Raw genomic sequence first — 23,518 nt, 5'->3', positions numbered from 1 at the left:
CCGATGCGTGAATCTGTTCGCGACGCCGGACTGCCGAGTACCTTCCGGTCGCCATGGTTTGTCGGGTTTTCCGCGGTGGCGATTCTTCATCTGATCCTGAATGCCGCTGATGCTGTGCCCTGGGACGGGATCACCAAGGTCATGCTCGCGCCGATTCTGGCTGCCTGGGTTGTCGACCAAGGCGGACCGAGGATTGTTGCTGCTGCGCTGATTGCCTGCGCTTTCGGAGACCTGTTCCTGATCTGGGACTCCACGTTTGTCATCGGGATGGCCGCCTTCGCGATCGGTCACGTCTGTTTCATCCGATTCTTTCTCTCGCACGGCGCTCTTCGGGAGATACGAAGGCGGCCATGGTTTTTGTGCGCGTACGCCGTTGCCGGAATTGCCCTTGTGTCGTACGCCTGGACCGGTCTCGAACCGGCACTTCGGATTGCCGTCCCTGTGTACGCCGCAATCCTGGTGGGAACCGCGTCCACCGCACTGGCCTACAACACGATCACCGGTATCGGCGGCGCACTGTTCCTCACCTCTGACGCCCTGATCCTGCTCGGTCAGGCGAACAAGTGGCAGCCTGCCGCTGCCGGCATCTGGATCATGACGCTGTACATCCTTGCGTTGTTGCTCCTGACCGTCGGAATCCTCGGCCGGAGTAACACGGCATACCGTCCATTGGCGCCCACGCTGTAAGGATCAGCAACCAGCCGGACATCTCTTCTTATGACGCCGAAATCCGAGGACGGGCCACCACCGAGCGACGAAGAGCGTTTCACCGTCCTGTGGGACGCCTACGCCGGTCGGGTGTTCGCGTACACCTGCCGCCACGTTGATCATCACAGCGCACAGGAAGTTGTCTCCGAGACGTTCCTCGTTGTCTGGCGACGCTTGGACGAGGTGCCCGAACAGGCACTTCCATGGCTGTTGGTGGTGGCTCGAAACACCCTGAACAACAACCGTCGAAGTGTTCGGCGCCACGATGCGTTGACCGAGAAGATGCGACGAATCGAGCAGATCGCGGCATCGACGCCGGGCGCCGACGTTACTGTCACCGACCGCACGGAACTGCTCGAAGCACTGGCAACACTCACCGTCACCGAGCGTGAAGCCCTACTCCTGACTGCCTGGGACGGATTGACCGCCACCGAAGCAGCGCGGGTCGCCGGGTGTTCGGTTCCAGCCATGCATGTTCGACTCTTTCGCGCTCGGCGTCGATTGAGCACCGGGTTGGCTTCAGAACCTGACACCGCGATCCCGATGAACACCGCCCGACCTTGCGCTGCCGCCGAACACGGGAGTACTCCATGAGCAAAGATTTGCTGACCACCCTCGAGAAGCTGCGGCCGACCGATTCTCTTTCCGCCGAACTCTGGCCCGAGAACGTCCAGGTTGCCGCTCGCATCCGAATCATCGCTGACGAAAACAACATTGGAACACCCAGAGTTCCACGCCGCCGGGTAGGCGCCGTAGCTCTCGTCGCGATGCTCTGTGCAGCGGGAATGGTGGGCTGCGCTGCTGCCACGGCGATGATGCCTAAACCGTTTACGGATATGTACTCGGGTTGGCAGACCATGCCGGGAACCAACGGCGGAATAGATCCGTCCACCGCCGAGCGGGTCGGGTCCATCCCCGGACCTGACGGAACCGTGTTCAGCGTCTTCGTTGCCCACGGCGCTGATGGCTGGAGGTGCGTCGCCCCGGTTTTCGAGACGTCATCCGAGACCGACAAGGTTGGTCCGTCGAAATTCATCAGCCTCGGACACGGCTGCAGATCGAACGACGACTTGTACGGCGCAGATTCATTCGGGGGCGGCGCCGGGTACGAGGCCGGTTCGCACGAGGCGACCTACGACGCAGGGGCGGGAGGTGCCGTTCGGGCCGAACTTCACACCGCAGACGGCCAAATCTATCCGACAATTCTTGCCGAAGACCGCTTCTACGGATGGATTCCCCTCTCGCTCACCTTCCCGCGTCCAACTCTCGTCGGATATGCCGCAGACGGGACGGTCGTCGGCACCCGGTGAGCTGTCGGTACCCTCGAAAGATGACTGCACAGGCCCCGAACGAGCGCATCCCCAGCCAGTGGGAAGAGATCACTGCAGCCGACTCGACGCATTCCACACGATATGTCGAGCGTTTCCGTTCCATGAGAGCGGACGGCAAGGACATTGTCGGGGAAGCACGTTTGATCGACGCGATGCTCGGACGCGGTGGCCGGGTTCTCGATGCAGGGTGCGGGCCGGGCCGACTCGGCGGTTATCTGCACGACGTCGGGCATGTGGTTGTCGGAGTCGACGTTGACCCGGTTCTCATCGCTGCCGCGGAGGAGGACCACCCCGGCCCGACGTGGCTTGTCGGCGATCTCTCCGAGCTCGATCTACCGGCCCGCGGTGTCGAGGCGAATTTCGACGTCATCGTGTCGGCAGGCAACGTGATGGCGTTTCTCGCTCCGTCAACCAGGCACGCAGTATTGTCAGGATTTGCTGGTCATCTCGCTCCGAGCGGCCGAGTGGTCATCGGATTCGGTGCCGGCCGTGGCTACGAGTTCCCCGAGTTTCTCGCCGACGCGGCCGCGAGTGGCCTCGAGGCTGATCTGCTGCTGTCCACGTGGGACCTGCGCCCGTTCAAGGACAATTCCGAATTCCTGGTCGCGGTGTTCTCCCGCGCCTAGCCCGCCAGTTCACCGCCTTCCCCACAATCCGTCACATGGCGATCAATTCACCCTGATCACAATCCTGGCGACTGTTGTTCACTACGAACATAATTGGATCAATGCGGGTGTGGCCGAGCGGCAAGGCAGCGGTCTGCAAAACCGTCCACGCAGGTTCGACTCCTGCCATCCGCTCAGCTTGCGAACCAGCGACTCATGCCGCGACCAACCACCTACCAATGACATTCGGTGCACGCAGCCTGCATCGCTCCGCTCTGTCTCCGCGCACAGGGCTCCGGACAGTTACCCTCGATCGATGCACCCTCTCCCCGAGACAGGCCAGTTGCCTCCCGGGCCGATGGCCTTACAGGTGGAACACCTCTGCATGGCGTTCGGCGCGAAAGTTGCTGTGAACGACCTTTCCCTCGCGGTGCCCTCAGGTTCGTTGTTCGGCCTGGTGGGCCCTAACGGTGCGGGAAAAACGACCACACTGTCGATGGCTGTCGGATTGCTTCGCCCGCACTACGGTCGCAGCCTGGTGTACGGCTACGACGTGTGGAACGACCCTGTCGAAGCGAAGAGTCTGCTCGGCGTTCTACCCGACGGTCTGGCGCTACCCGCCCAGTTCACCGGCCATGAACTACTCACCTATTTCGGGCGACTGCGCGGCATGCCAGAGGACGTCATCGCGTCACGACGCGACGAACTGTTGGCCGCGCTCGATCTCGCCGATGCAGGTGGAACGGTCATCGCCGACTATTCAGCGGGTATGACGAAGAAAATCGGGTTGGCCTCGGCCTTGTTGCACGGCCCTCGCTTACTGGTACTGGATGAGCCGTTCGAAGCTGTCGACCCCATTTCTTCGGCCGGAATTCGGAGCATTCTGCTCTCGTTCGTCCACTCAGGTGGCTCGGTCATTCTTTCCAGTCACGTGATGGCCCTTGTCGAACAACTGTGTACTCACATCGGAGTCATCGCAGACGGGCGCGTCGTGGCTTCAGGAACGGTCGACGAGGTGCGCGCAGGCAACACACTCGACGAGGCATTCGTTCGTCTTGTCGGCAGCCGCAGTCCCAATCCCGACGGACTGTCATGGATGCGCGCATGACCACCACCAGCTTTTCACCGACACACTGGAACACGTCGGACTCTGTGTGGCGCACGGTCCTTCGAATGCGCATGACCCTCTACAAACGTCAATTCACCGGCGGCAGAGCCGTCATCAAAGTCGTGGCAGCACTCTTCGGGGTTCTGGGGGCGGCTCTGCTGTGCCTGCAAGCCTCGGGGACGAGCGCGGGCTCTTCCGAACTCGTCAGCGGCACAACCAGTCTCGCACTGTCGGCTATCGGCGTGATGTGGATCTTGATGCCGATCATGTCTGGTCTGTCAGATGACAATCTTCACCCCAGACAGTTCCAACTACTCCCCCTGGAACCCGTCCGACTCGCCAGAGCACTGTTCTCGACGTCGCTGGTCGGTATGACCGTGCCGATTACCGCGTTGGCTGCAGCAGCGATTCCAATTTATGCCGCTACACACCACCCTGCCGCACTGCCATTGGCCATTATCGCTTGGCCCGCAACGGTCCTGCTCATTGTCGGCACCTCACGGGTCGCGATGCTGGCGATGTCGCAGCTCCTGCGGAGTCGTCGCAGCCGCGAACTGGGACTGTTGGTATTCGGCACGTTCTTCGGCGGACTGTATCTGCTGCAATTTCCGCTGCAGAGTCGCCTCGGCACGGTCGTGGACGGCGACGTCACGTGGCCGCTCACGGTCGCGCATTCGATACCGTTCGCGTGGGGAATCACCAGTGTCGACGCAGCAGCAGGAGGCGCCTGGCTCCTCGCCGCCGGAGCAGTCCTCGCCCTGGTGCTGGTCGATCTCGCACTGCTGTGGTCATGGCAACGCCTGGTCGTTCGCTACTTCAACGGGAAGGTCGCAGAATCAGCGGGCGCCACTTCCGTGCAATTGAAGAACCAGGGCCGCGACATTCGAACCGGTTGGCGCGCATCCCGACTGGGCACCGTCATCTCTCGCGAGCTTTCGCTCTGGCACGGAGACATGCGCCGACGAACACAACTGCTCTCCGTTGCCATCATGACCTTGGTCTCCGGCTTCGGACCGCTGATCTCGTCATCGATCCCCTTCTCCGCCGCATGGGGTGCCTGGTTCCTGATCTACCTGGCAATGGCAGCCGGATCGAATCTGTACGGATTCGACGGCGCATCGATCTGGCATCTGGTGATGATCCCCGAAGCCGCTGCCGCTGACGTCCGGGGCCGACAAATCGCGTGGGCAATCGTGATGACACCCTTCGTGGTCGTCGCAACAGCTGCTGTACGGATCTTCGGGGACCTCGGGACCGACCGACTGGCCGTGCCGATCGCCGTCGGCATTTCGATGATGGGAGTCGGTGCAGGATTGGTAGTGGCGATATCCGCCAAAGCGCCCTACCCGGTTCCGGAGATGAAGAAGACGTTCTCCTTCAACACCCGCGGGTCCTTCAACGGCTCGTCCTTCGGACTGATCATCCTCGCCATCGTCATCTTCGCCGCGACAACGGCGCCCGGCGTTCTACTCGGGGCGCTGCTACCGAACCCGGTCAACTATTTCGCCATCCCTGTCGCTGTTGCGATTGGTGCACTTGGTGCTTGGATCGGGGGCCGCGTCGCGATCACCCGTATGCAACGCGAGCCGGATCGGATTCTGTTCGCGGTTACCACCACATGATCGTTGCCCAGATAGTCCGAGAATTTCTGGGCGTCAGCGCAGTAGCCGCAGCTTGCACCAAAAAACTCAGTCTGGACAATCGGATCTATCAGGTAGCCAGGTAGCCAGGTAGGGCAGCCTCATCGGGTTCGGTCCTCGCATATCGCCGTCGCGCTTTCGTGACATAGCTTCCGCTCGAGCCGAACCATTGCCCTGGAAACATCGCACCACCAAGATGTTTGGCATGCCCCCGGAGCACCACGGTTCCGTACGTGTCGCCGAACGTCCCGGCCGATGCGGGAACTGCGCGCACCCGGCCCCTTCGCTCGAGCGCGGCTGGATCGAGCGCTGCCTCAGGTTCGCACCGCAGCCCGCTCGGTGCGCAGAAATCCTGGTGATGGACCACTACACCGGAGCGATGGAATTCTGCCGGTGCCGACATCCGTTCCACGGGTCCTGATCGCGCCGGATCCTCGAGATCCGCTGCCGAGCCGAGTCCCTCGGCGCCCCGGCTCGACAGCGAAATCACACCTGAATCAGCTCAGCGAACTCAGCAGCGGCTCGAGCAGCTTGTAGAGCTCGAAGATGCCGATGATCGTTGAAATAGAACCCATGATGATCCTCCGTGATTCGTGAACTTTCCGTGACGTCGCGTCACAGGCAGAAAGCTAACAAACCCGGCATTCAAACGGGGACCTTGGATGTGTCCGGCAGATGAACTCCCTGCTGGCAGAGCCCTTTTGGTGACCAGCGTCATGTTCGACGAGAAATACGCCTCATCGTCACATCACCTGACCCTGACCGACCACAACAGCGAAAGTCTGCCGGTTGTGGTCTCGCGATACTTCGCGCCAATTCCGCCCCATCCGGCTCTTGCTTTGTGCGCTGAATCCGATTACATTTCTCCACAATAACGGTACGCGTAACGAAATAACAAGACGCTCTACCGCACTGACCTATATACCCAGTGCCACAACCCTTCCGGACTCTTGCTGGGGCGGCGCTTCGTCGTGTCCAGAAGCCCCTCACTCCCCGATCGAAAGAGAGCACGATGACCACAGAGAGCATCTCCGGAAATCAGCCGCGACCGGTAGCAACTATCGCAAGCCTGACCCTGCTGATCGCTGCCGTCGCCGCGCTCGAAAGCATCATCGTCCCCGCACTCCCCCTGATACAGAGAGACTTCGGAGTGACGGCCGACGTCGGAGCGCTCGCATCCGTCGCTCTGACGTTGAGCACTGTTCTCGTCACGCCGATGGCCGGGCGAATAGCCGACGTGTACGGCGCCCGCCCCACCTTGCTCGCGATCACGACAATCGTCGTCCTGGGCGGCAGCGTGTCCGCTCTTGCAACGATCTTCCCGCTGTTCGTCCTCGGCCAGTTTCTCCAGGGATTCGGGCTCGGGTTGTTGCCCGTGAGCTTCGTGGTCCTACGACGCACTTTGTCCTCGGACCGACTCAAGACGGCCACGGGTTTGCTCGGGGCTGTCGTCGTGGCCGGCGGCGCTCTGGGAGTCGTGCTGGCGGGACCCGTCGCGGAAAACGTCTCACGCACCGCGATGTATGCAGTTCCGACCGCGTTCGTTTTGCTCGGCGCAATTGCTTTTGCCGTGAGCACACCACGAGATCATATGTCGAACGTCGGCGGCCGACTCGATTGGCCGGGAGCTGCCGGATTGGCTCTGGGCTTGTTGACGCTGACGGCGTGGCTGGCGAGCGCATCGAGCAACGGGTGGGGCGCACCGACGTCGATGCTGCTGCTTCTCGCTTCCGCTGCCGTGTTCACGATCTGGGCCAGGTATCAGAGCCGGACAACCGAGCCGATGGTCGACCTGACGATGATGCGGCATCGTTCGATGTGGAGCGCCGTGGTCGTCGGCGTGGTTTTCGGGTTCACCTACGGCGCTGTTGTCTATCTACTTCCGCAGCAACTCGCCGTGCCGGCAGAGAGCGGATTCGGCCGCGGTGCGTCGACCAGCGCCATCGGCTTCCTGCTGTGCGTCGGCTACGGCGCAGCGGTCATCGCGTCGGTGATCTCCGGAAAGCTCGCGCAACGGGTCGGCACGAAAGCCATTGCGGTAGCGGGAGTTGCCTTTCTCGGCCTCAGCGGCGCCGCCGGGGTCTTTGCAACCACGATGTGGCAGATCGTTGTGGTGCTGATCCTTGCGGGTACCGGCGTTGCCGCCGCGTCGACGGCAGTGTTCGTCATCTCCGCCGACAGCGCACCGGCAGACCGCGTAGGTGTCACGACGGCAATAGTCACGATCGCCAGATCGCTGGGTTCTGCTGTGGGAACCCAAATTGCCGCCGGGATCATCGCGAGCGCGACTTCATCCGGCGGCCTTCCCCAGCACTCGGCATTCGCCACGGCTTTCGGAGTGGCGGCAATCGTTGCGATTGTCGGACTCGTTGTCGCGGTGACGATGCCGAAACCGGCGTCAACCGATGTTCAGTGGTCGTCGTCGTCCTCGTCGAAGTCTGCGACTCCGCGCTTCCAGTAGCCCGTGATCAGGTGGTCGCCCGAACTCAGGCCGAGTTCGTCGCGCACGAATCTGCGAATCGGCTTGAGACTGGTGGCCTCACCGGAGATCCAGGCGTAGACGCGCTCACCTTCGGGCACGGTGACCGTCCGGACTGCCTGCTCGAGCAGATCCGAGTGACCGGCTGGGACGTCACCGCGGTGCAGCCATCGCACCTCGACTCTTTCCGGAACAGTGAGTTCGATTTCCTGTGAAGGGTCGGTGATCTCGACGAACACCCACCCGGCGGCAGCAGCGGGCATCATCTCGAGCCAACGAGCAATGGCAGGAAGGGCGGTGATGTCACCGGCCAGCAGATAGCGGTCGTACGTCCATGGAACTACGACGCCGCCGGGCGGACCTGCCACGTGCACCCGAGTGCCGACGGTGGCCGCCTGAGCCCAATCAGAGGCGTACCCACCTTCGTGGAGCGCGAAGTCGAGGTCCAGCTCCCCCGCCTCGGCGTCGTATCGACGGACGGTGTACTCACGCGAGATCGGCAATGGACGAGGCCACTTCAGGCTGAATCCGTCGCGTTCGGGTAGACGCAAAGTTCCGTCTGCATCCGGGTACACCAGGCGGACATGCTCGTCGGGAGCGTGCGATTCGAAGCCCTCCAACTCCGGTCCACCCAAGGTCAGACGCAACAGTCCGGTCCCGACCATTTCGCTGCGAACAACTTCGAGTTCGCGAATGCCGATGGGGTACGGCACTTTTGCGCCGGTGGTTCCCGCCAGAACTTCGGCGATGGTCGCGAGGTGGTCTCCTCGGTTCATGAACTACCTTCCTTTTCCGGCGGAGCATTCCCCACCGGCACAGTGTTTTCGGAGAGATCGACTTCGTTGATCTCCGAAGTTACCCGGCGCACCGAACCCAATGCTGCCAGGAGCACCAGGCCCAGTGTCACACCGGCGAGCCCCAAGACCAGTAGCGCGGCGCCAGGCTCGAGCCACTGCCCGAGGAACCCGGCTGCCATCGAACCGATCGCCGTACCCGTGACGGCTTGCACCATCCACAGACTGGACACGCGTCCGCGCAATTCGTCCGGCGTGTTCTGTTGAAGGACTGCAAATCTCAGAATGTCGTTGAGTGCGCGGCCGAGGCCGAATCCGGCCAGGCCCAGGAACGCGACAATCGCTGCTCCCGACGCACCCAGTACCACCAGGCCGAGAGGCATCAGCGCAACAGAGATCAACATCGCGGCGCCGTTGCGGTGGACTCGTCCCGTCCAACCGCTGGTGAGTGAACCGATCACAGCGCCGACAGCGGGGGCGCCGTAGAGCAGACCGAGCATGGTGGGTCCGCCGCCGAGAACCTGGTCGACGAAGGCAGGCAGCAACACCATAGGCCCGCTGACGAACATGACCAACAGTCCGCTGATCAGGATGCCGCGAATGACTGTGTGCGTGCCGGCGAATTTCACGCCGGTCACAAGCGCGCGCATCGGGCTTTCGTGATTCGTGCCCGGTGCAGGGGAAGGGCCGATGGCTTGGAACAACGTGACAGTTGCTGCGGTGGCCACCGCAGCAACAAAGTATGTCGCGGGGATGCCGCCGGAGGCGATGATCACGCCGGCGATTGCCGGCGAGATCATCGTCCCGATGTCGGTGGTCAGCGCTACCAAAGCGCCGGCCGCAGCCATCTTGTTGCGCGGCAACAACGTCGGCATCAAAGCCATCAAGGCCGAGCTGCTGACACCGCCGGCCAAGCCGTCGACGGCTGCCGCGACGTAGATGACCCACATCGACGGGTGTGGCAAGAGCGCATTGCACCCGAGAATGACAAAGCCGAGACCCGCAGCACTGCGGGCCAACTGGATGGTGCGTCGCCGGTCGTAACGATCAGCGAGCACACCGCCGAACAGGCTGCCGAAGAACATGGCGATGGCCATCGCCGTGGACACTCCGGCAACCTGCAAGGTCGAGCCGGTGAGCTGGTACGTCTGTGCGGGAACGGCTACGACGAGCAGTCCGATCCCGAGCAGCGAGATCAATCGCGCGGAAAACGCGTACCTGAATGGACGGCTGGTCCGCAACGGTGAAACATCGATCACCAGCCCACCGAATCGAGTCATGCGAAGGTCTGGCCGATCAGGTCGAGCGTAGCCATTGCGCCGTCGTAGTCAGGACGGTAGCTGGTGGCGGGGAGCTCGAACGTCGTGCCTGCCTTGAAGGACGGCAGCTGCGAGTAGAGCGGATCGGTGGCAAGTTCGGCCATCGGGCGACCGGACACCGGAATCACAAAGGCGACAGGAGCATCGGCGACCTGCGAGAGCAGTTCCGGGCTGACCTCGAACGAGTCACCCGAGCCGAAGAGCTGCGGGTTGCCGGCCTTGGCCATGACGTCGTCGGCCTTGAAACCGAGCTCGGCGAGCATTGCGGGGAGCGCTGCCGTCGGCGGCACGAGGTACGGCTTGTTGTTGGCGAGCGAGAGAATGTAGACGACGTTGCCCTCGGGAACCTTGATCTTGCCCTTGACCTCTTTGACCTTGTCGTCGTACGCGCTGATCAGTGCCGGAACCTTGTCCGAACGACCTGCGGCATCGGCGACGATCTCGAGCTGCTTGTCCCAGTTGGCAACCGTCTTGGGGACCAACACGGTGGGTGCGATAGCAGTCAGCTGGTCGTAGAGTTCCTCGGCCTGAACCGAGGTGATGCCCTGTCCACCGCCGATGATCAGGTCGGGTTCAGCCGCCGCGACGGCTTCGATGTTGAGCTGCTCGCCGGCCGGCAATTCCTTGGTGCCCTGCGCCTTTGCGGCATCCGACCATGCCGGCGGGAATCCACCGTCGAGGTTCGTGACACCGAGGACGCGGGTATCGGTGGCAACCACCGGTGCGTCCAGGGCGTACAGGTATCCGGCGAGACCGCCGCTCAGAACCACGATGCGCTCCGCCGACGCGGGCACGGTGACCGAGCCCTTTTCGGTTTCGATCACGCGCGTCGTGGGCTCTGCAGCCTTGGTCGGTTCGTCGTTCGAATCGCTACTGCAACCGATCATCGCCACGAGTGCGACGATCAGCAACCCTGCGATGGCGACGAATCGTCGCCAACTCCGTATCGCGAGGGGCGGTGTGGACTTCATCATTGAGCTCCCATTGTGTTTCAACTGTGTGGTTTTCAAACTATGTGGCCGTGCGTTTCGACAAATGGCTGTCGAGCAGCGGGGCAATTGCCGCCCACCCGGCTGGGGTCACCAATCCGGCGTGGTCGTACGGCAGATGGTGTACTGCCATGTCCCGGTCCCCGCGGACTCTGCGCCAGCGATCGGCCAGCAGCTGTCCGGACGCCTCGGCGTCGGCGGTGATCAGAGTAACCGGTCCGTCGTAGGTTGTGTCAGTCGAGCGGGCCACGAGCAAACGAGTGGCATCAAAACCCGCCCGAACATCCTCGACCAGTCCCGGTGCCTGAGTGAGGATCTCGGGTGGCAGGGCGGCGGCCAGATCTCGGTCGTCGGCATCGTCGCGACCGCGATCGTCACGATCTCCCAGTGGATGAGTATCGATCAGACCGGCGAACTCCACCGTCTCGCCGATACCGACCAGCTGAGCCGCCATCGCGGCAACGACGTTGCCACCGAACGAGTAGCCGAGCAGGTGGTACGGCCCGCTCGGCTGAACGCCCCGAATCGTGTCGACGTACATCGCTGCCAGTTGGTCCACGTTCGTCGGTTCGAGTGGCTCACCGGCAACTGTGGGAAGTTGCAGGCCGAACAGTGGACGGTCAGCCTCGAGGACACCGATCAAAGGTGCAAAGGGCCAAGCGAATCCACCGGCCGGATGCACGCAGAACAGTGGTTCTTCGCTGCCTTCGGCTCGGAGTGTCAGAAGGCGATCGCGACTTAAATCGATTTCGGACGCCGACTCGCCAAGGTGTGCTGCAAGTTCTGCAACTGTCGGACGGGCCATCAGCGTTCCCACACCGACGCTCACCGACAGGTCATGCTCCATCTCCCCCACCAGTCGCATGGCTCGAAGCGAGTCGCCGCCGAGATCGAAGAAGCTCTCGTCGGGATCGACGGCCTCGACGCCGAGTACCCGCGCAAAGACCTGGCACAGTTGCCTTTCCATCTCGGTTCGCGGTGCTCGGGCCGCTGCTCGGGCGGGGGGTGCCGGCAACGCACCGCGGTCCAGTTTTCCGTTGGGCGTCAGCGGAATCGAATCCACGACGACGATGTCCGACGGAACCAGGTGTGCCGGTACGCGTTCCCGCAACGCAGCTCGCAGATCGGTTGAATCAGCGCCGGGTTCTTCGATGACGTACCCGACCAGTCGCGGCGGCCCACCGCCTTCGCTACGGACTGACGCTGCCGCTCTCAACACTCCCGGCAACGACGCCAGCGCGGATTCCACTTCACCCAATTCGATCCGAATGCCTCGGATCTTGACCTGATGGTCTGCGCGACCCAGATATTCGAGTTCGCCGTCGCGGCGACGCAGAACGACGTCACCCGTGCGGTACATGCGGTGACCGACCGAGTAGGGATCAGCGACGAATACGGAAGATGTCAGCGCGGTCCGGTGAAGGTAACCCATCGCCGTTCCGTCACCGGACATGTACAGCTCGCCCGCCGCTCCGATCGGAACCTCCCGCAGCCCCGAATCGAGTACCCGCGCGGACGCGTTCAGAATCGGACGACCCAAGCACGGTGTCTCGCTCCCCTGAACCGGGGATCCCATCGCGTTGATCGTGAACTCCGTCGGCCCGTAAAGGTCGTACCCGTCGACACCGTCCTGATCGCGCAATCGCGACCACAGTTCGGCAGGTACAGCTTCTCCTCCGAGCATCACCAACACAGGCGTCCGCTCCCCGTCGAGGAGACCGGCGGCCATCAGTTCCCGTGCATACGAGGGGGTTACATTCACGACGTCGATACCGACTTCGCGGTAATGCTTCACCAGAGACGCGGGGTCCAGTCGCGCCTGCTCGTCGATCACGTGAACTTCATGCCCCGCGAGCAACCAGAACAGTTCCTCCCACGACATGTCGAACGAGAACGAGACTGTGTGCGCGATGCGCAAACGTCGGCCACCCACACTGTTTTCGGTCGGAGTGAAGATCTCGGCCTTGTGATTGTGATACATCGTCGTCAACCCGCGGTGACCCACCACGACGCCCTTGGGTTTTCCGGTACTGCCCGAGGTGTAGATGACGTAGGCAGGCTGGTCCGGTGAGGTCGGCCCGCACACCGCGGCCTCGTCGACTACAGGTGCCGGGGACTGCCCGTCGAGTACCCCGGTTACGTCCGGGTCGTCGAGGACCAGACATACCTGTCCGTCCGGAACAACAAGGTCACGCGTCTGAGTCGTGGTGATCACCAGCGCCGCATCGCTGTCGAGGATCAGTTCGCGCAGGCGTGCCGGCGGGTGAGCCAGATCCAAGGGAAGGTATGCCGCTCCGGTTCTCATGACCGCGAAGATCGCTACGACGTGATCGGCGGTACGCGGAAGTGCGAGCGCCACAACACGGGTCGATCCCGCGCCTGGCACCGACTGCCCCAGCGCCGAAGCGAGTATCCGTGCCAGCCTGTCCACTCGAGTGTTCATCTCGGCTGCGGTCAGTGTGACGTCTCCGAAGACCAGCGCCGTCTCGTCCGGAGTTGCCGCTGCCCTTTCGCGGAGCAAGGCGTCCACGCTACCGCCGGCCTGGTCCGGCCGCGGCATCACAATGTGCTCCGAAGCGAATTCCGCGGGGGTGCGCGAAAGCGGAACCGCCGTGTCCGCCACCGTGGCGGTATCGGAATTAGCCATCACTTCGAGGATCGTGATGGTGCGTGAAAGAACGTCCCGAGCCACGTCGTGGGGAATCAGGTCGGGACGATTTTCGAGAGTGAGCGCCATCGGCGCATCCCCGACACCCGGATCCACGTCGAGCGTGAGCGCATAGTGGGTGCCGTCCACTGCGTCGAACCCGACGATTCCACTGCGCCCGAACGTGTCTCGACGTGCCTGTTCGTCACGAGGCGTGTTGCGGAAGACGTAGAGCGTGTCGAACAGTGTTGCGAACCCAGCGCTTCGCTGCACGTCGCCGAGCCCGAGATGGTGATGCCCAAGCAGCGAACCCTGTTCACGGAACAGGCGTCCGAGCAACGCCGAGATCTCCTCGCCTGGCCGGACCCGGACACGCACGGGAATGGTGTTGAGCGCCAAGCCCACCATGCGGTCGGCGCCCTCGACCTCGGGTGAACGTCCCGAAACCGTCGATCCGAAGACCACGTCGTCACGCCCCGTCACGGCGCGCAATGCCAGGCCCCACGCCGCAGAGACGACGGTGGACAGCGTCACTCCGCTACGTCTGGCCAGCTCGCGAACGTGCTCGGTGATGCTCTGTTCGAGCTGAACCCGGGTGAACACCGGCAACGGGGCACGCCCGCCTGATCCCGTACCACCCACGAGTGTGGGTTGCCCGAGATCCGCGAGGTAGCCCTTCCAGGACGAGAGGGCGTCCGTGCGATCCGCTTCGGCGATCCATCGCAGGTGATCACGGAAGTCCGCAGGCTTGTCGAGCGCGCCGTCGAGTCCAACCGGGTCCGTGCCGTGAGTGCGAGCAAACTCGTAGAGCGCAAACAACTCCGCGTACATCAAGGTCTGCGACCAACCGTCGGTCAGCAGGTGGTGCTGAGTGAAGACGAGATGCGCTCCCCCGCCCGGTAACCAGACCAGCACCATTCGAATGAGTGGTGGTGCACTCAAGTCGAAGAGCGTGCCGAATTCGGCCTCGTCGACGGCGCGAACCTCGCGATCGATGTCCTCGGTCGCAACTGCGCTCAGATCGATCTCGCGGAAAGGCATTTCGGCTGCCCTGGGCACGAACTGCACCGGAGCGTCGAAACCGGCATGTGTGAAGCCGGCCCGCAGGTTCGGATAGCGCCGCAAGAGCGCATCCCCCGCTGCTCGGAGTGAGCGAACGTCGACGGCAGCATCGGCGGAGAACTCGAATCGCGGCTGCATGTGATAGACATCCGTACCGCCGGCGCCGTCGAGAACCGATTGGAAGTACATGCCTTCCTGCAAGGGACCGAGTGGCAACACGTCCTGCCAGCCCGGGCTCAGCGACTCGAGCCGTGCCCGACGATCCGCATCGACGGCCACGAGCGGACTCTGCACGCGATCCGGCGCGGTGTCGGGCAATGCCTTCCGGTCCACCTTCCCGTTGAGGGTGAGTGGTAGTGCCTCGAGCACCGTGATGCTCTGCGGCACCATGTGCTCGGGGAGCAGCCGCGCGATCTCCTTGCGCACCAATACCGAATCGAGCGTGGTTCCACCTTCGGGAACCACATATCCGTGCAGACTTCCGGTGCCCGCCGCATCGACACGGACGGTGGCTGCCGCGCGGAACACACCGGCCACCGATCCGAGCGCGCCTTCGACCTCGCCGAGCTCGATGCGGAAACCGCGAACCTTCACCTGATCGTCCGCACGACGAAGGAACTGCAAAACCCCTCGCCTGCGTCGGACCAGATCACCGGTGCGGTAGAGGCGTGCCCCCGGCAGAGAAGGATCGGCAACGAACCGAGCTACGGTCAGATCGGGGCGATTCAGGTATCCGCGGACCACCTGCGCACCGCCCAGATACAGCTCGCCCGCAACGCCTTCCGGAACCTCACGCAGGTCGTCGTCGAGGATTCGCACGTGCACGTCGGTCCAGGGCTGACCGATCGTGACTCGGTCGCCGGTCGTGATGACCGAAGATGTCGCCCACACCGTGGCCTCGGTGGGTCCGTAGACATTCCGGACCGAAGCAGCGTTGGCCACCAGATCGTCAGCCAGATCCTGCGGGAGGGCTTCCCCTCCCACCAGGGCTCGCACCATGGCGAGCCCGACTGCGTTCTCGTGTTCGGTGACCACTCGCCACAGAGCCGGCGTTGCCTGCATCACTGTCGCATCGCTTGCGATGATCAACGCCGACAACGCATCCGGATCGCGAACCGTCCTGCGGTCTGCGATCACGACAGTCGCGCCCGCTGCGAGCGGGCACAGCAACTCGAGTGCGGCGATGTCGAACGACACCGTTGTCACCGCGACGATGCGATCGCCGGGCCTGATCCAGCAATCCTCGAGTACCGTGTCCGCGAAGGCCGCGAGGTTGCCCGTCGAGACCATCACTCCCTTGGGGCGACCCGTCGAACCGGAGGTGTGGATCATGTAGGCGAGGTGATCACCCGCCGCGGGCGGTGAAGGAAGCACAACGCCCGAGTTGGTGAACTCACCGTCCACGAAGACACTCGTGGCGACCGTCGACGGAAGTTGCCCGGCGCTGTCGATACTGGTCAGGACACACACCGGGGCCGCGTCCTCGATCATGAACTCGAGCCGCTCACTCGGGTAGTCGACGTCGAGTGGCAGGTACGCCGCACCAATACGCAGTACCGCGAGCAGTCCGGCCACCAGATCCGCATCTCGATCGAGCGCGACGGCGACTACCTTCTCGGGTCCGGCGCCGGTCGCGAGAAGTTCGCGGGCCAGCTCGTCGACGCGCGCCGACAGTTCCCCATAGGTAATTCCGACCTCGCCGGAGATCACCGCGACGTCGTCGGGGTGACGGCTGACGTGTCGAGCGAACAACTGCGAGATCCCCGACGGCGGCGTCGCGCGTCGGCCCGGATCGCGATCCCACTTGCTTTCCGACAATCGCAGATCCGCGACGACAGTGCTGTTTTCGTGACCGAGGACCGCGATCACACCGTCGAGCAATGCGTCCGCAGTCGCGGCGTCGAACAGCCCGGCATCAACCGTCAATCGAAGTTCTGTTGCGGTTCGGACGAATTCGAGGTCGACGCTATTTCCGGGCGAGTGACCGACACGGGCAGCGAACAGACTGCTGGTGGGACGCCCGAGTAGATCGGCGATTCGGTCCAGGCTGACATCGGAATGCGCAAGTGCCTCAGAGACAGCGTTTTCGACTCGTCGAACGACATCGGCAATTCTCGGCCGACCGGACAGATCGACCCGAATCAGGCTGTCAGTCCCTTCCGAGAACAGTCCGACCGCAAGGTCCCGACCGCCACCGAAGCCGTTCAGCGTCGCCGCCACTGCGGCCAACAGCACCGCGTCGAATCCTGATCCGTCACCGAACCGAGCATCGCGTAGCTGACGAACGTAGGTGTGCGGGCGGCACTCTTCGCCGCGCGGGCGATCGTAGGGAAGGTCCGTTTCGAGGGGCAAGCCCGCGAGCGTGCGAACCCAATACCGCTCGTGATCAGGATTTCCCGCCACTGCCGGGGCGCGGAACGTCGCCACGGTCACGGCGGGTCGATCGACGACAGCAACCGAATCCGGCGAGAACTTCTTCTGATCGACGCGTGCGGCCATTGCAAGACCGAGGGGGGTCGGGGTGTCGAAGACATCGGAGACGACGACGCGTATTCCCAGCTTCCGCAGACTTCCCACCAACCGCATCGCTGTGAGCGAGTGACCGCCGAGAGTGAAGAAATTGTCACCCGGATCGACGTCGGGAATCTCCAACACCGTTGCGACACAGGCGCACACTGCATCGACGACCGCTGGATCGACATCGATCGCTTGATCAGACGCGGCCGCCTTTTTCGTGACAGCCACCATTTTTGTGACAGCCACCGCATCGGCAACGCGGCGGGTCTGTCGGACAACCGAGAGCACCGCGGATGCGGGAGCTGTCGGCTCGGTCAGCAACCCACGCAGGATCTCCGCGAGCCGTGTGACCATTCGCTGCGCCGTGGCTTCGGAGACAACTGCCGGATCGTGGTACAGGACCAGATCCAGACCGGTGCTCGGCGGCGCCATCAACGTCATCGGATAGTGCGTGACTCCGCGGTTGGTGAATCCCTCGACTCGAAGTGTGTGCGATGCAGGCTGTCCCGCACCGGAGTTCGGGAAGTTCTCGAACACCAGGAGCGTGTCGAACAGTTGACCGATCCCGGCGATGCGTTCGATCTCGGCCAAACTGGTGTGCTCGACGTCCACGATGTCGAACTGCGCGTTCTGCAGACCGACGAACTGATCCAGCAAGGGCTGATCCGCGACGATGTCGAGGCGGGCCGGAATCGTGTTGCTGAACAACCCGACCATTCCCTCCACCCCGGAGAGTTCGGCAGGTCGGCCGGACACCGTGGCCCCGAACACGACGTCCCACTGTCCCGTCGCTTCGGCGAGCGCCGCCGCCCACGCACCCTGAACCAGGGTGTTGACCGTCAGCGCTCGCGCACGACCGAGTTCGATCAGCGCTTCGGCGTCCGATGTCGCGAGAGGAACCTCGAGCGCGACGGGCACACTTCGCGGCGCCCCTGCGTCGGCAACGAGAGTCGGCGCGGTGAGCCCACGCAGACGCTCACTCCACACTGCGCGGGCAGAGTCCTGATCACGGCCGGCGATCCATGCCAAGTAGTCGCGATACGGCGTCGGCGCAGGAAGGTGCGCATCGCCGTCGTGGTAGACGTTCATCAGCTCGCGCAGGACGATCGGAGTCGACCACCCGTCGGTGAGCAGGTGATGCGCATTGAGGACCAAACGGTGCACCCCGCCGGGCAGCCGAATCAGCAGCGCACGCAGCAGAGGCGGTGTACTGACATCGAAGACGTAATCGGCGGCCTCGTCCTCGAGCTGATCTGCAGAGCGGAATGCAGTGTCAGCTGGAACGGAGGTCAGGTCGACCGAACGCCACTCGACTTTTGCACCGCGCGGAATGATCTGAACGGGCCGTTCGAACTGCTCGTAGTGGAAAGCTGCGCGTAGGTTCGGGTGCCTGTCGATCACGGTCTCGAACGCGTCGGCCAACTTCACCTCGTCCAACGGGCCGGAGAGGTCGAAGCGTGCAGTAAGTGTGTAGACGTCTGCTTCGCCGTCACGGACCGCGTGGAACAGGAGGCCTTCTTGTAGCGGCGACAGCGGAAGTACATCGGCAAGCGGTCCGTGGACGGCTTCGAGTTCGTTGATCCCGGCTTGATCGACCACCGCGCCCTGGCCGAAGATCGTCGCCGAGCAATCGGAAGGCGTCAAACCACCCTCGAAGAGCGCGGCATGCGCGGTCAGTGCAGCGAGCGCACGTTCCCAATGCTCTTGCAGCTCGACGATCGTCGCGGCGTCGAGCACTGAACCCGCCGCAGTCCATTCCACTGCCAGCGTCGTCGAGTCGTCCTCTCGGACAAATGCGTTGAGCGCCAGCACTTCCGACATTGCCTTGCTCGCCGGTTCGATGACCGCGAATGGATCCTGCTCCGGCAATCGCCATCCGGTTCCGGGTAGGGACGGGAAGCGGCCGAGATAGTTGAGCAACAGTTCAGGTGTAGCGCACGCGGAAAGGTCAGGTGCGGTGTCGCGATCCAGATGCCGCAGAACTCCGTAGCCGACTCCACCTCCGGGTACGGCGCGTTTTGCTTCCTTCACCGCACGAAGCAGATGCCCGGCAGCTGCTCCGCCGCTCAGTGCGTCGGCAAGATCGTCTGCGGTGAGCAGTGCATCGGTGGGAACCCGGACGGGGAACTCACTGGTGAACCACCCGATGGTTCCGGCGAAGTCGGTGTCGCTGGTGAGCGCGTCGCGGCCATGGCCTTCGACGGTGACTGTCTGCGCGGGCAGGCCGATGAGGCCGCGGCCGTGCTGCCATGAGCGCAAGGCAAGCATCAAACCCGCGAGAAGCACTTCGTCGGCCTTGGCTCGATACGCCGCCGGAAGCCTGGTCAACAGCGCGTCGGTGACAGCCGGGGGTGCAACAGTTGTCGTGCGAGAGGCGGTTGCGGTGAGGTCGACTTTCGGGTCGAGACGACGACTGCCGATCGGCTCGTCGTCCGCCTGTACCGACGCGGACTTCCAGTACTCGAGCTCCGATGCCATGCTGCCCGAGGTCCCGAATTCTGCGAGCAACCCCGCGTATCGGCGCCACGAACTTCCGCCAGCACCCAGCCGGGCCGACCTACGCTCGCGCGCTGCATCGGTAGCTTCGTGGAGGTCTGGAAGCAGAATTCGCCAGGACACACCGTCGACGATCAAATGGTGAGCCACGACGATCAATTGGTCGGGTCGACCGGCCTCGGTATTGACCAGTACGACTCGCAGGAGTTCACCGGCGCGTGGGTCGAGACTCGCCGCCGACGCCTCCGCGAGCTCTCTGATCCGGGACGGCTCGGAGGTGTCGGACACCTCGTGAACGAGCCCCTCGCTGCGCACCGCGCCGACGTCTCGGACGATCAATTCGGTAGTGCCGCTGTCATTGTCACGGCGCAGGAGCAGACGTAGAGCGTCATGGTGATCGAGGATCGTCTGCACGCCGGACTGCAGGTCGCCAAGCGAGAGGCCGTCGTCGATGCGCACTGCGGTCCACTGCGTGTAGCCCGCGATTGCCTCGTCTGTCGGATTCTTGTCGATCAGTGCCCGAACGATCGGCGGAGCGATCACGGTGCCGGTCGCCACGTCCGCAACCGAGGCTACGGCGTCGGCGTCATCGGCAATCTCACGCGCCGCAGCGGCGATGGTTCCCAGATCTCGCTGTGCCAGTAGCTCTTTCGGAGCGACGACCAGTCCGCGCACCCGCAGGCGACTGCTGACACTGATTGCCGTGATGCTGTCACCACCGAGGCCGAAGAAATCCTCGTCCACACCGACGCGCTCGCGGCCTAGCACCTCGGCCACCACGTCACAGAGGATTTCCTCGTGTGGTGTGGATGCAGCGCGACCTTCCGATTCGGTAGCCGGCGCAGGTAGTGCCGCACGATCGAGCTTTCCGTTCACCGTGACGGGTAGTTCGTCCAGAACGACGATTGCGGCGGGAACCAGATGATCCGGTACGCGACCGGCGAGGTCTCGGCGCAATTCTTCCTGCGGCGGAAGCGTCGTACCGGCGGCGGCTACAACGTAGCCGACCAGGCTGGGCCGTCCTCCATCCGTACGGATCAGCGCGGCGGCCGCGCCGATTCCGGGCACCGATCCGAGAACAGCCTCGACCTCGCTCAACTCGACGCGATGTCCGCGGATCTTCACCTGCTTGTCGCTACGACCGATGAAGTCGTATCCCCGCCCGGGTACCCAGCGCGCGACGTCCCCGGCGCGGTACATCAAATCTCCCGGAGCCCCGAAGGGATCTGCGACAAAACGCTCGGAGGTCGCGCCGGCGCGACCGAGGTATCCCCTGGCCAATTGCGGTCCGGCCAGATAGAGCTCACCTCGTTCGCCGTCGGCGACCGGCGCGAGCGCGCTGTCGAGCAGGTACGCACGGGTTCCCGCGAGCGGGTACCCGATACGCGGTCCGGCACCTTCGACCGTGGTCGCGATCGCGTCGACCGTCGTTTCGGTGGGGCCGTACAGGTTTCGAGCGGGAACGCCGGATTCGATGATCGCGTCCCACAGTGCGGGCGGTGCCGCCTCGCCGCCCACGACAAGCAGGTGCAGCCGCTGCGTGCGCAGCAATCCGTTGTCCACCATCGCTGCCGCCATCGACGGCGTCGTGTCGACCACGTCGACGCAATCTCGCTCGAACGCCGCGACCAGGGCAACGGCGTCCTTCTGCAGTTCTTCGTCGTATACGTGCACCCGATGACCACACAGCAGCCACAGCAGTTGATCGAGAGACGCGTCGAAGGCGAACGACGCCGTATGCGCGGTGTGCAGTTGCCGGTTTCCGACGCGCGCGGCCGTGTCCCGGTAGATGGTGGCGCGGTGATGGTGAAGCAGGTGCGCCAATCCACCGCTTCTGACCAGCACTCCCTTGGGCTTGCCTGTCGATCCCGAGGTGTAGATGACGTACGCCAGGTGATCGACATGCCGCGCCGTCGCCAGTTCACCGAGTTCGAGTGGAAACTCGGAATGGGCACGGAGTTCTTCGCGCACTGCGGCGGAATCGAGTACGAGCGGGTCGGGTCGAGAATCTCCGACGAGTTGCTCAGCCAGTGTGGAAGTGGTGAGCACCACCTTCGGTTGCGCGTCGTCGATCAGATCCCGCAACCGCTCGGCCGGGTGCTGCGGATCCAGTGCCACGTACGCTGCGCCAGCGTTCAGTGTCGCGAGCAGAGCCACCACCATCTCGGAGGTACGCGGAAGCGCAAGTCCGACAATGTCGTCCGGGCCGACATTGCGAGCCCGAAGCAACCGGGCGAGTTTGTGGACGCGGCCACCGAGTTCTGCGCCTGTCAGACGTTCCTCACCGCACACCAGGACCGTGTCATCCGCATGATCGGCGACGATGCGGTCGAAGACGTCCGGGACGAGGGCGACGGAGCCAGGCACAGGTTCAATTTCACGGCCGGCAAGGATCCGCGCAGCTTCGGGTGCCGGCATCATCTGCACCTGTCCGACGGCAGGGTCTCCCTCCCCCACCATCGCGTTGACGATGCTCACGAAACCAGCGAGGCGACGCTGAACCGAATCCCGAGTGTTGGTGCGCGCGTCCACTTCGAACCCGAGGAGAACTTCGCCGTCCGCGATGGGGGTGACCGTCAAACCCAGGTCCTCGGGCGGACCTCCGGCGACGTTACGTAGTACACCCACAGCGCCGGCGAAATCGAGGGCGAAGTCGAAAGCCTTGAGATTGATTCCGATCCCGTGAAGCAGTGCGCCCGTGCCGGCGACGCCCAGGTCCCGAGCAAGATTCTCACCGCGGTAGCGCTGGTGTGCGCGCAGGCTTTTCATCGTGGCGGCCACCTGCTTGCTCAGGTCACCGAGTCGATCGTGGCTGCGAATCGTCAACCGGAGAGGCAGAACGTTGACTGCCATGGCCGGGGTCTTGAGTGCCGTGCGCCCCACGCGCGCCATGAGTGGCATCGCGATGACAACATCCGTCTCACCGAGCAACCGGTGGAGAAACGCGCCGTAGCAGGCGATCAGTGCCTCGGCCCACGTTGTTCCCGTCGCGTCTGCCACCTCTTTGAGGCGGCCGAGGGCGTCGGCACTGATGACCTCGCGAACCTGGATCGTTCGTTCCGCTGGACCGGTGACCTGCTGGCCCCGTCCGTCCAACGCGGGCAAAGGCGTCAGGACATCACGCCAGTAGTCACGATCTTCGACGAACTGGTTGCCCGCCCGGTACGCCTCGTCCTCGGCGACCAACGCACTCATCGAACCGAATCGCGTTGGCGCGACCTCGGTTCCCTTCTTCGCGGCCGTGTAGTGCGCGGCGACACGACGCGAAATCATTGCTGCGCTGTATCCGTCGACGATCAGGTGGTGATAGAGCTGAATGCACCAGATCTCGCGATCGGAGAGCCTGATCAGCGAGTACGTGTAAAGCGGGCGCTCCACCATCAAGCGGCAGTACTCGGACGCCCGGCTGCGCTCGGCGTCGACCAGTGCGTGCGCCACGGCTACGGGATCGCGCTCGTCACGGACGTCGGTGATCGGGATGACGCCAACCGGCTCGTCGGAGATGTACTGACGCGGACCATCCGCCGTCTCGATCATCCGCAGCCGCATGGTTTCTGCTTCGCCGATCGTCGCCCTGATGGCGGCCGTCAGAAGTTCGGTGTCGATCGGTTCGTCGCCCGAGATTTCGAGCACCTCACCGACGAGATAGCTCCGAGATTCGGGATCAAGCCTCTGTGCGTTCCAAATCCCGAGTTGAGCTCCTGTGAGAGCAAACGTAGCTTCGTTTGCCGCTCCGGAGTTCGAACCTGGAAGAACGCTCACACTGATCCCCTCGTCTGTGGACACACGTCACCCAAGGGTGACCTAACGTCGTTTTGGGTAG

12 protein-coding genes and 1 tRNA gene are annotated in these 23,518 nt (G+C 63.5%); 8 read left to right on the top strand and 5 right to left on the bottom strand.

The genetic code is table 11. The features are described from left to right. The first annotated feature begins 3 nt into the window (after positions 1–3). From GJB56_RS06000 to GJB56_RS05970, 7 genes are all read left to right on the top strand, one after another. A complete protein-coding gene (locus tag GJB56_RS06000; RefSeq protein ID WP_031333292.1) occupies positions 4–687 on the top strand; it encodes a lysoplasmalogenase in 684 nt (227 codons plus the stop codon). A 30-nt stretch (positions 688–717) separates the two neighbouring features. Next, positions 718–1,302: an RNA polymerase sigma factor gene (locus GJB56_RS05995; RefSeq protein WP_080910512.1), complete on the top strand. Its 585-nt coding sequence runs from the start codon at positions 718–720 to the stop codon at positions 1,300–1,302. Next, positions 1,299–2,018: a hypothetical protein gene (locus tag GJB56_RS05990; protein ID WP_080910511.1), complete on the top strand. Its 720-nt coding sequence runs from the start codon at positions 1,299–1,301 to the stop codon at positions 2,016–2,018. Before GJB56_RS05995 ends, GJB56_RS05990 begins: the two co-directional genes overlap by 4 nt. Before the next feature lie 20 nt (positions 2,019–2,038). Then, positions 2,039–2,665: a class I SAM-dependent methyltransferase gene (locus tag GJB56_RS05985; RefSeq protein ID WP_029255223.1), complete on the top strand. Its 627-nt coding sequence runs from the start codon at positions 2,039–2,041 to the stop codon at positions 2,663–2,665. Between the two features lie 103 nt (positions 2,666–2,768). Beyond that, a tRNA-Cys gene (locus tag GJB56_RS05980) sits at positions 2,769–2,839 on the top strand. Between the two features lie 121 nt (positions 2,840–2,960). Beyond that, a complete protein-coding gene (locus GJB56_RS05975; RefSeq protein WP_154606650.1) occupies positions 2,961–3,752 on the top strand; it encodes an ABC transporter ATP-binding protein in 792 nt (263 codons plus the stop codon). Continuing rightward, positions 3,749–5,374 (top strand): hypothetical protein, encoded by a 1,626-nt coding sequence (locus tag GJB56_RS05970; protein ID WP_047889318.1) that lies wholly within the window; start codon positions 3,749–3,751, stop codon positions 5,372–5,374. The genes GJB56_RS05975 and GJB56_RS05970 overlap by 4 nt, the downstream gene beginning before the upstream one ends. 88 nt (positions 5,375–5,462) lie before the next feature. Here GJB56_RS05970 and GJB56_RS05965 read toward each other — a convergent pair whose 3' ends face one another. Next, entirely contained in the window at positions 5,463–5,882 is a 420-nt protein-coding gene (locus GJB56_RS05965) for a hypothetical protein (RefSeq protein WP_047889297.1), read from the bottom strand. Positions 5,883–6,404: 522 nt separating this feature from the next. Between GJB56_RS05965 and GJB56_RS05960 the strand changes: the two genes are divergently transcribed. Then, positions 6,405–7,853: an MFS transporter gene (locus GJB56_RS05960; RefSeq protein WP_069146036.1), complete on the top strand. Its 1,449-nt coding sequence runs from the start codon at positions 6,405–6,407 to the stop codon at positions 7,851–7,853. On the opposite strand, the gene GJB56_RS05955 is transcribed toward GJB56_RS05960, so the two are convergent. From GJB56_RS05955 to GJB56_RS05940, 4 genes are read right to left on the bottom strand one after another with little or no spacing between them, the layout of a single operon-like run. Next, positions 7,802–8,647 (bottom strand): siderophore-interacting protein, encoded by an 846-nt coding sequence (locus tag GJB56_RS05955; protein WP_113684469.1) that lies wholly within the window; start codon positions 8,645–8,647, stop codon positions 7,802–7,804. The two genes, GJB56_RS05960 and GJB56_RS05955, sit on opposite strands and share 52 nt — an antisense overlap. Beyond that, entirely contained in the window at positions 8,644–9,945 is a 1,302-nt protein-coding gene (entS, locus tag GJB56_RS05950; RefSeq protein WP_070385278.1) for an enterobactin transporter EntS, read from the bottom strand. Before entS ends, GJB56_RS05955 begins: the two co-directional genes overlap by 4 nt. After that, entirely contained in the window at positions 9,942–10,955 is a 1,014-nt protein-coding gene (locus tag GJB56_RS05945; RefSeq protein ID WP_029538034.1) for a Fe2+-enterobactin ABC transporter substrate-binding protein, read from the bottom strand. Before GJB56_RS05945 ends, entS begins: the two co-directional genes overlap by 4 nt. Positions 10,956–10,995: 40 nt before the next feature. Further along, the gene (locus GJB56_RS05940; RefSeq protein ID WP_113684468.1) at positions 10,996–23,481 is read right to left on the bottom strand and encodes an amino acid adenylation domain-containing protein; all 12,486 of its coding nucleotides are present in this window, start codon (positions 23,479–23,481) and stop codon (positions 10,996–10,998) included. Positions 23,482–23,518 lie beyond the last annotated feature (37 nt).

Origin of the sequence: Rhodococcus sp. AQ5-07, from assembly GCF_009707305.1 — a bacterium.
GTDB classification, from domain to species: Bacteria; Actinomycetota; Actinomycetes; order Mycobacteriales; family Mycobacteriaceae; genus Rhodococcus_F; species Rhodococcus_F erythropolis.
The sequence above is the reverse complement of the archived record's forward strand: the minus strand, read 5'-3'. Positions and strand labels throughout refer to the sequence as shown.

What these genes read in the sequence shown, in the direction of transcription:
- GJB56_RS06000 (WP_031333292.1), top strand. Translation starts at nt 4, where the DNA reads ATGCGTGAATCTGTTCGCGACGCCGGACTGCCGAGTACCTTCCGGTCG.
- GJB56_RS05995 (WP_080910512.1), top strand. Translation starts at nt 718, where the DNA reads ATGACGCCGAAATCCGAGGACGGGCCACCACCGAGCGACGAAGAGCGT.
- GJB56_RS05990 (WP_080910511.1), top strand. Translation starts at nt 1,299, where the DNA reads ATGAGCAAAGATTTGCTGACCACCCTCGAGAAGCTGCGGCCGACCGAT.
- GJB56_RS05985 (WP_029255223.1), top strand. Translation starts at nt 2,039, where the DNA reads ATGACTGCACAGGCCCCGAACGAGCGCATCCCCAGCCAGTGGGAAGAG.
- GJB56_RS05975 (WP_154606650.1), top strand. Translation starts at nt 2,961, where the DNA reads ATGCACCCTCTCCCCGAGACAGGCCAGTTGCCTCCCGGGCCGATGGCC.
- GJB56_RS05970 (WP_047889318.1), top strand. Translation starts at nt 3,749, where the DNA reads ATGACCACCACCAGCTTTTCACCGACACACTGGAACACGTCGGACTCT.
- GJB56_RS05960 (WP_069146036.1), top strand. Translation starts at nt 6,405, where the DNA reads ATGACCACAGAGAGCATCTCCGGAAATCAGCCGCGACCGGTAGCAACT.
- GJB56_RS05955 (WP_113684469.1), bottom strand. Translation starts at nt 8,647, where the DNA reads ATGAACCGAGGAGACCACCTCGCGACCATCGCCGAAGTTCTGGCGGGA.
- entS (WP_070385278.1), bottom strand. Translation starts at nt 9,945, where the DNA reads ATGACTCGATTCGGTGGGCTGGTGATCGATGTTTCACCGTTGCGGACC.
- GJB56_RS05945 (WP_029538034.1), bottom strand. Translation starts at nt 10,955, where the DNA reads ATGAAGTCCACACCGCCCCTCGCGATACGGAGTTGGCGACGATTCGTC.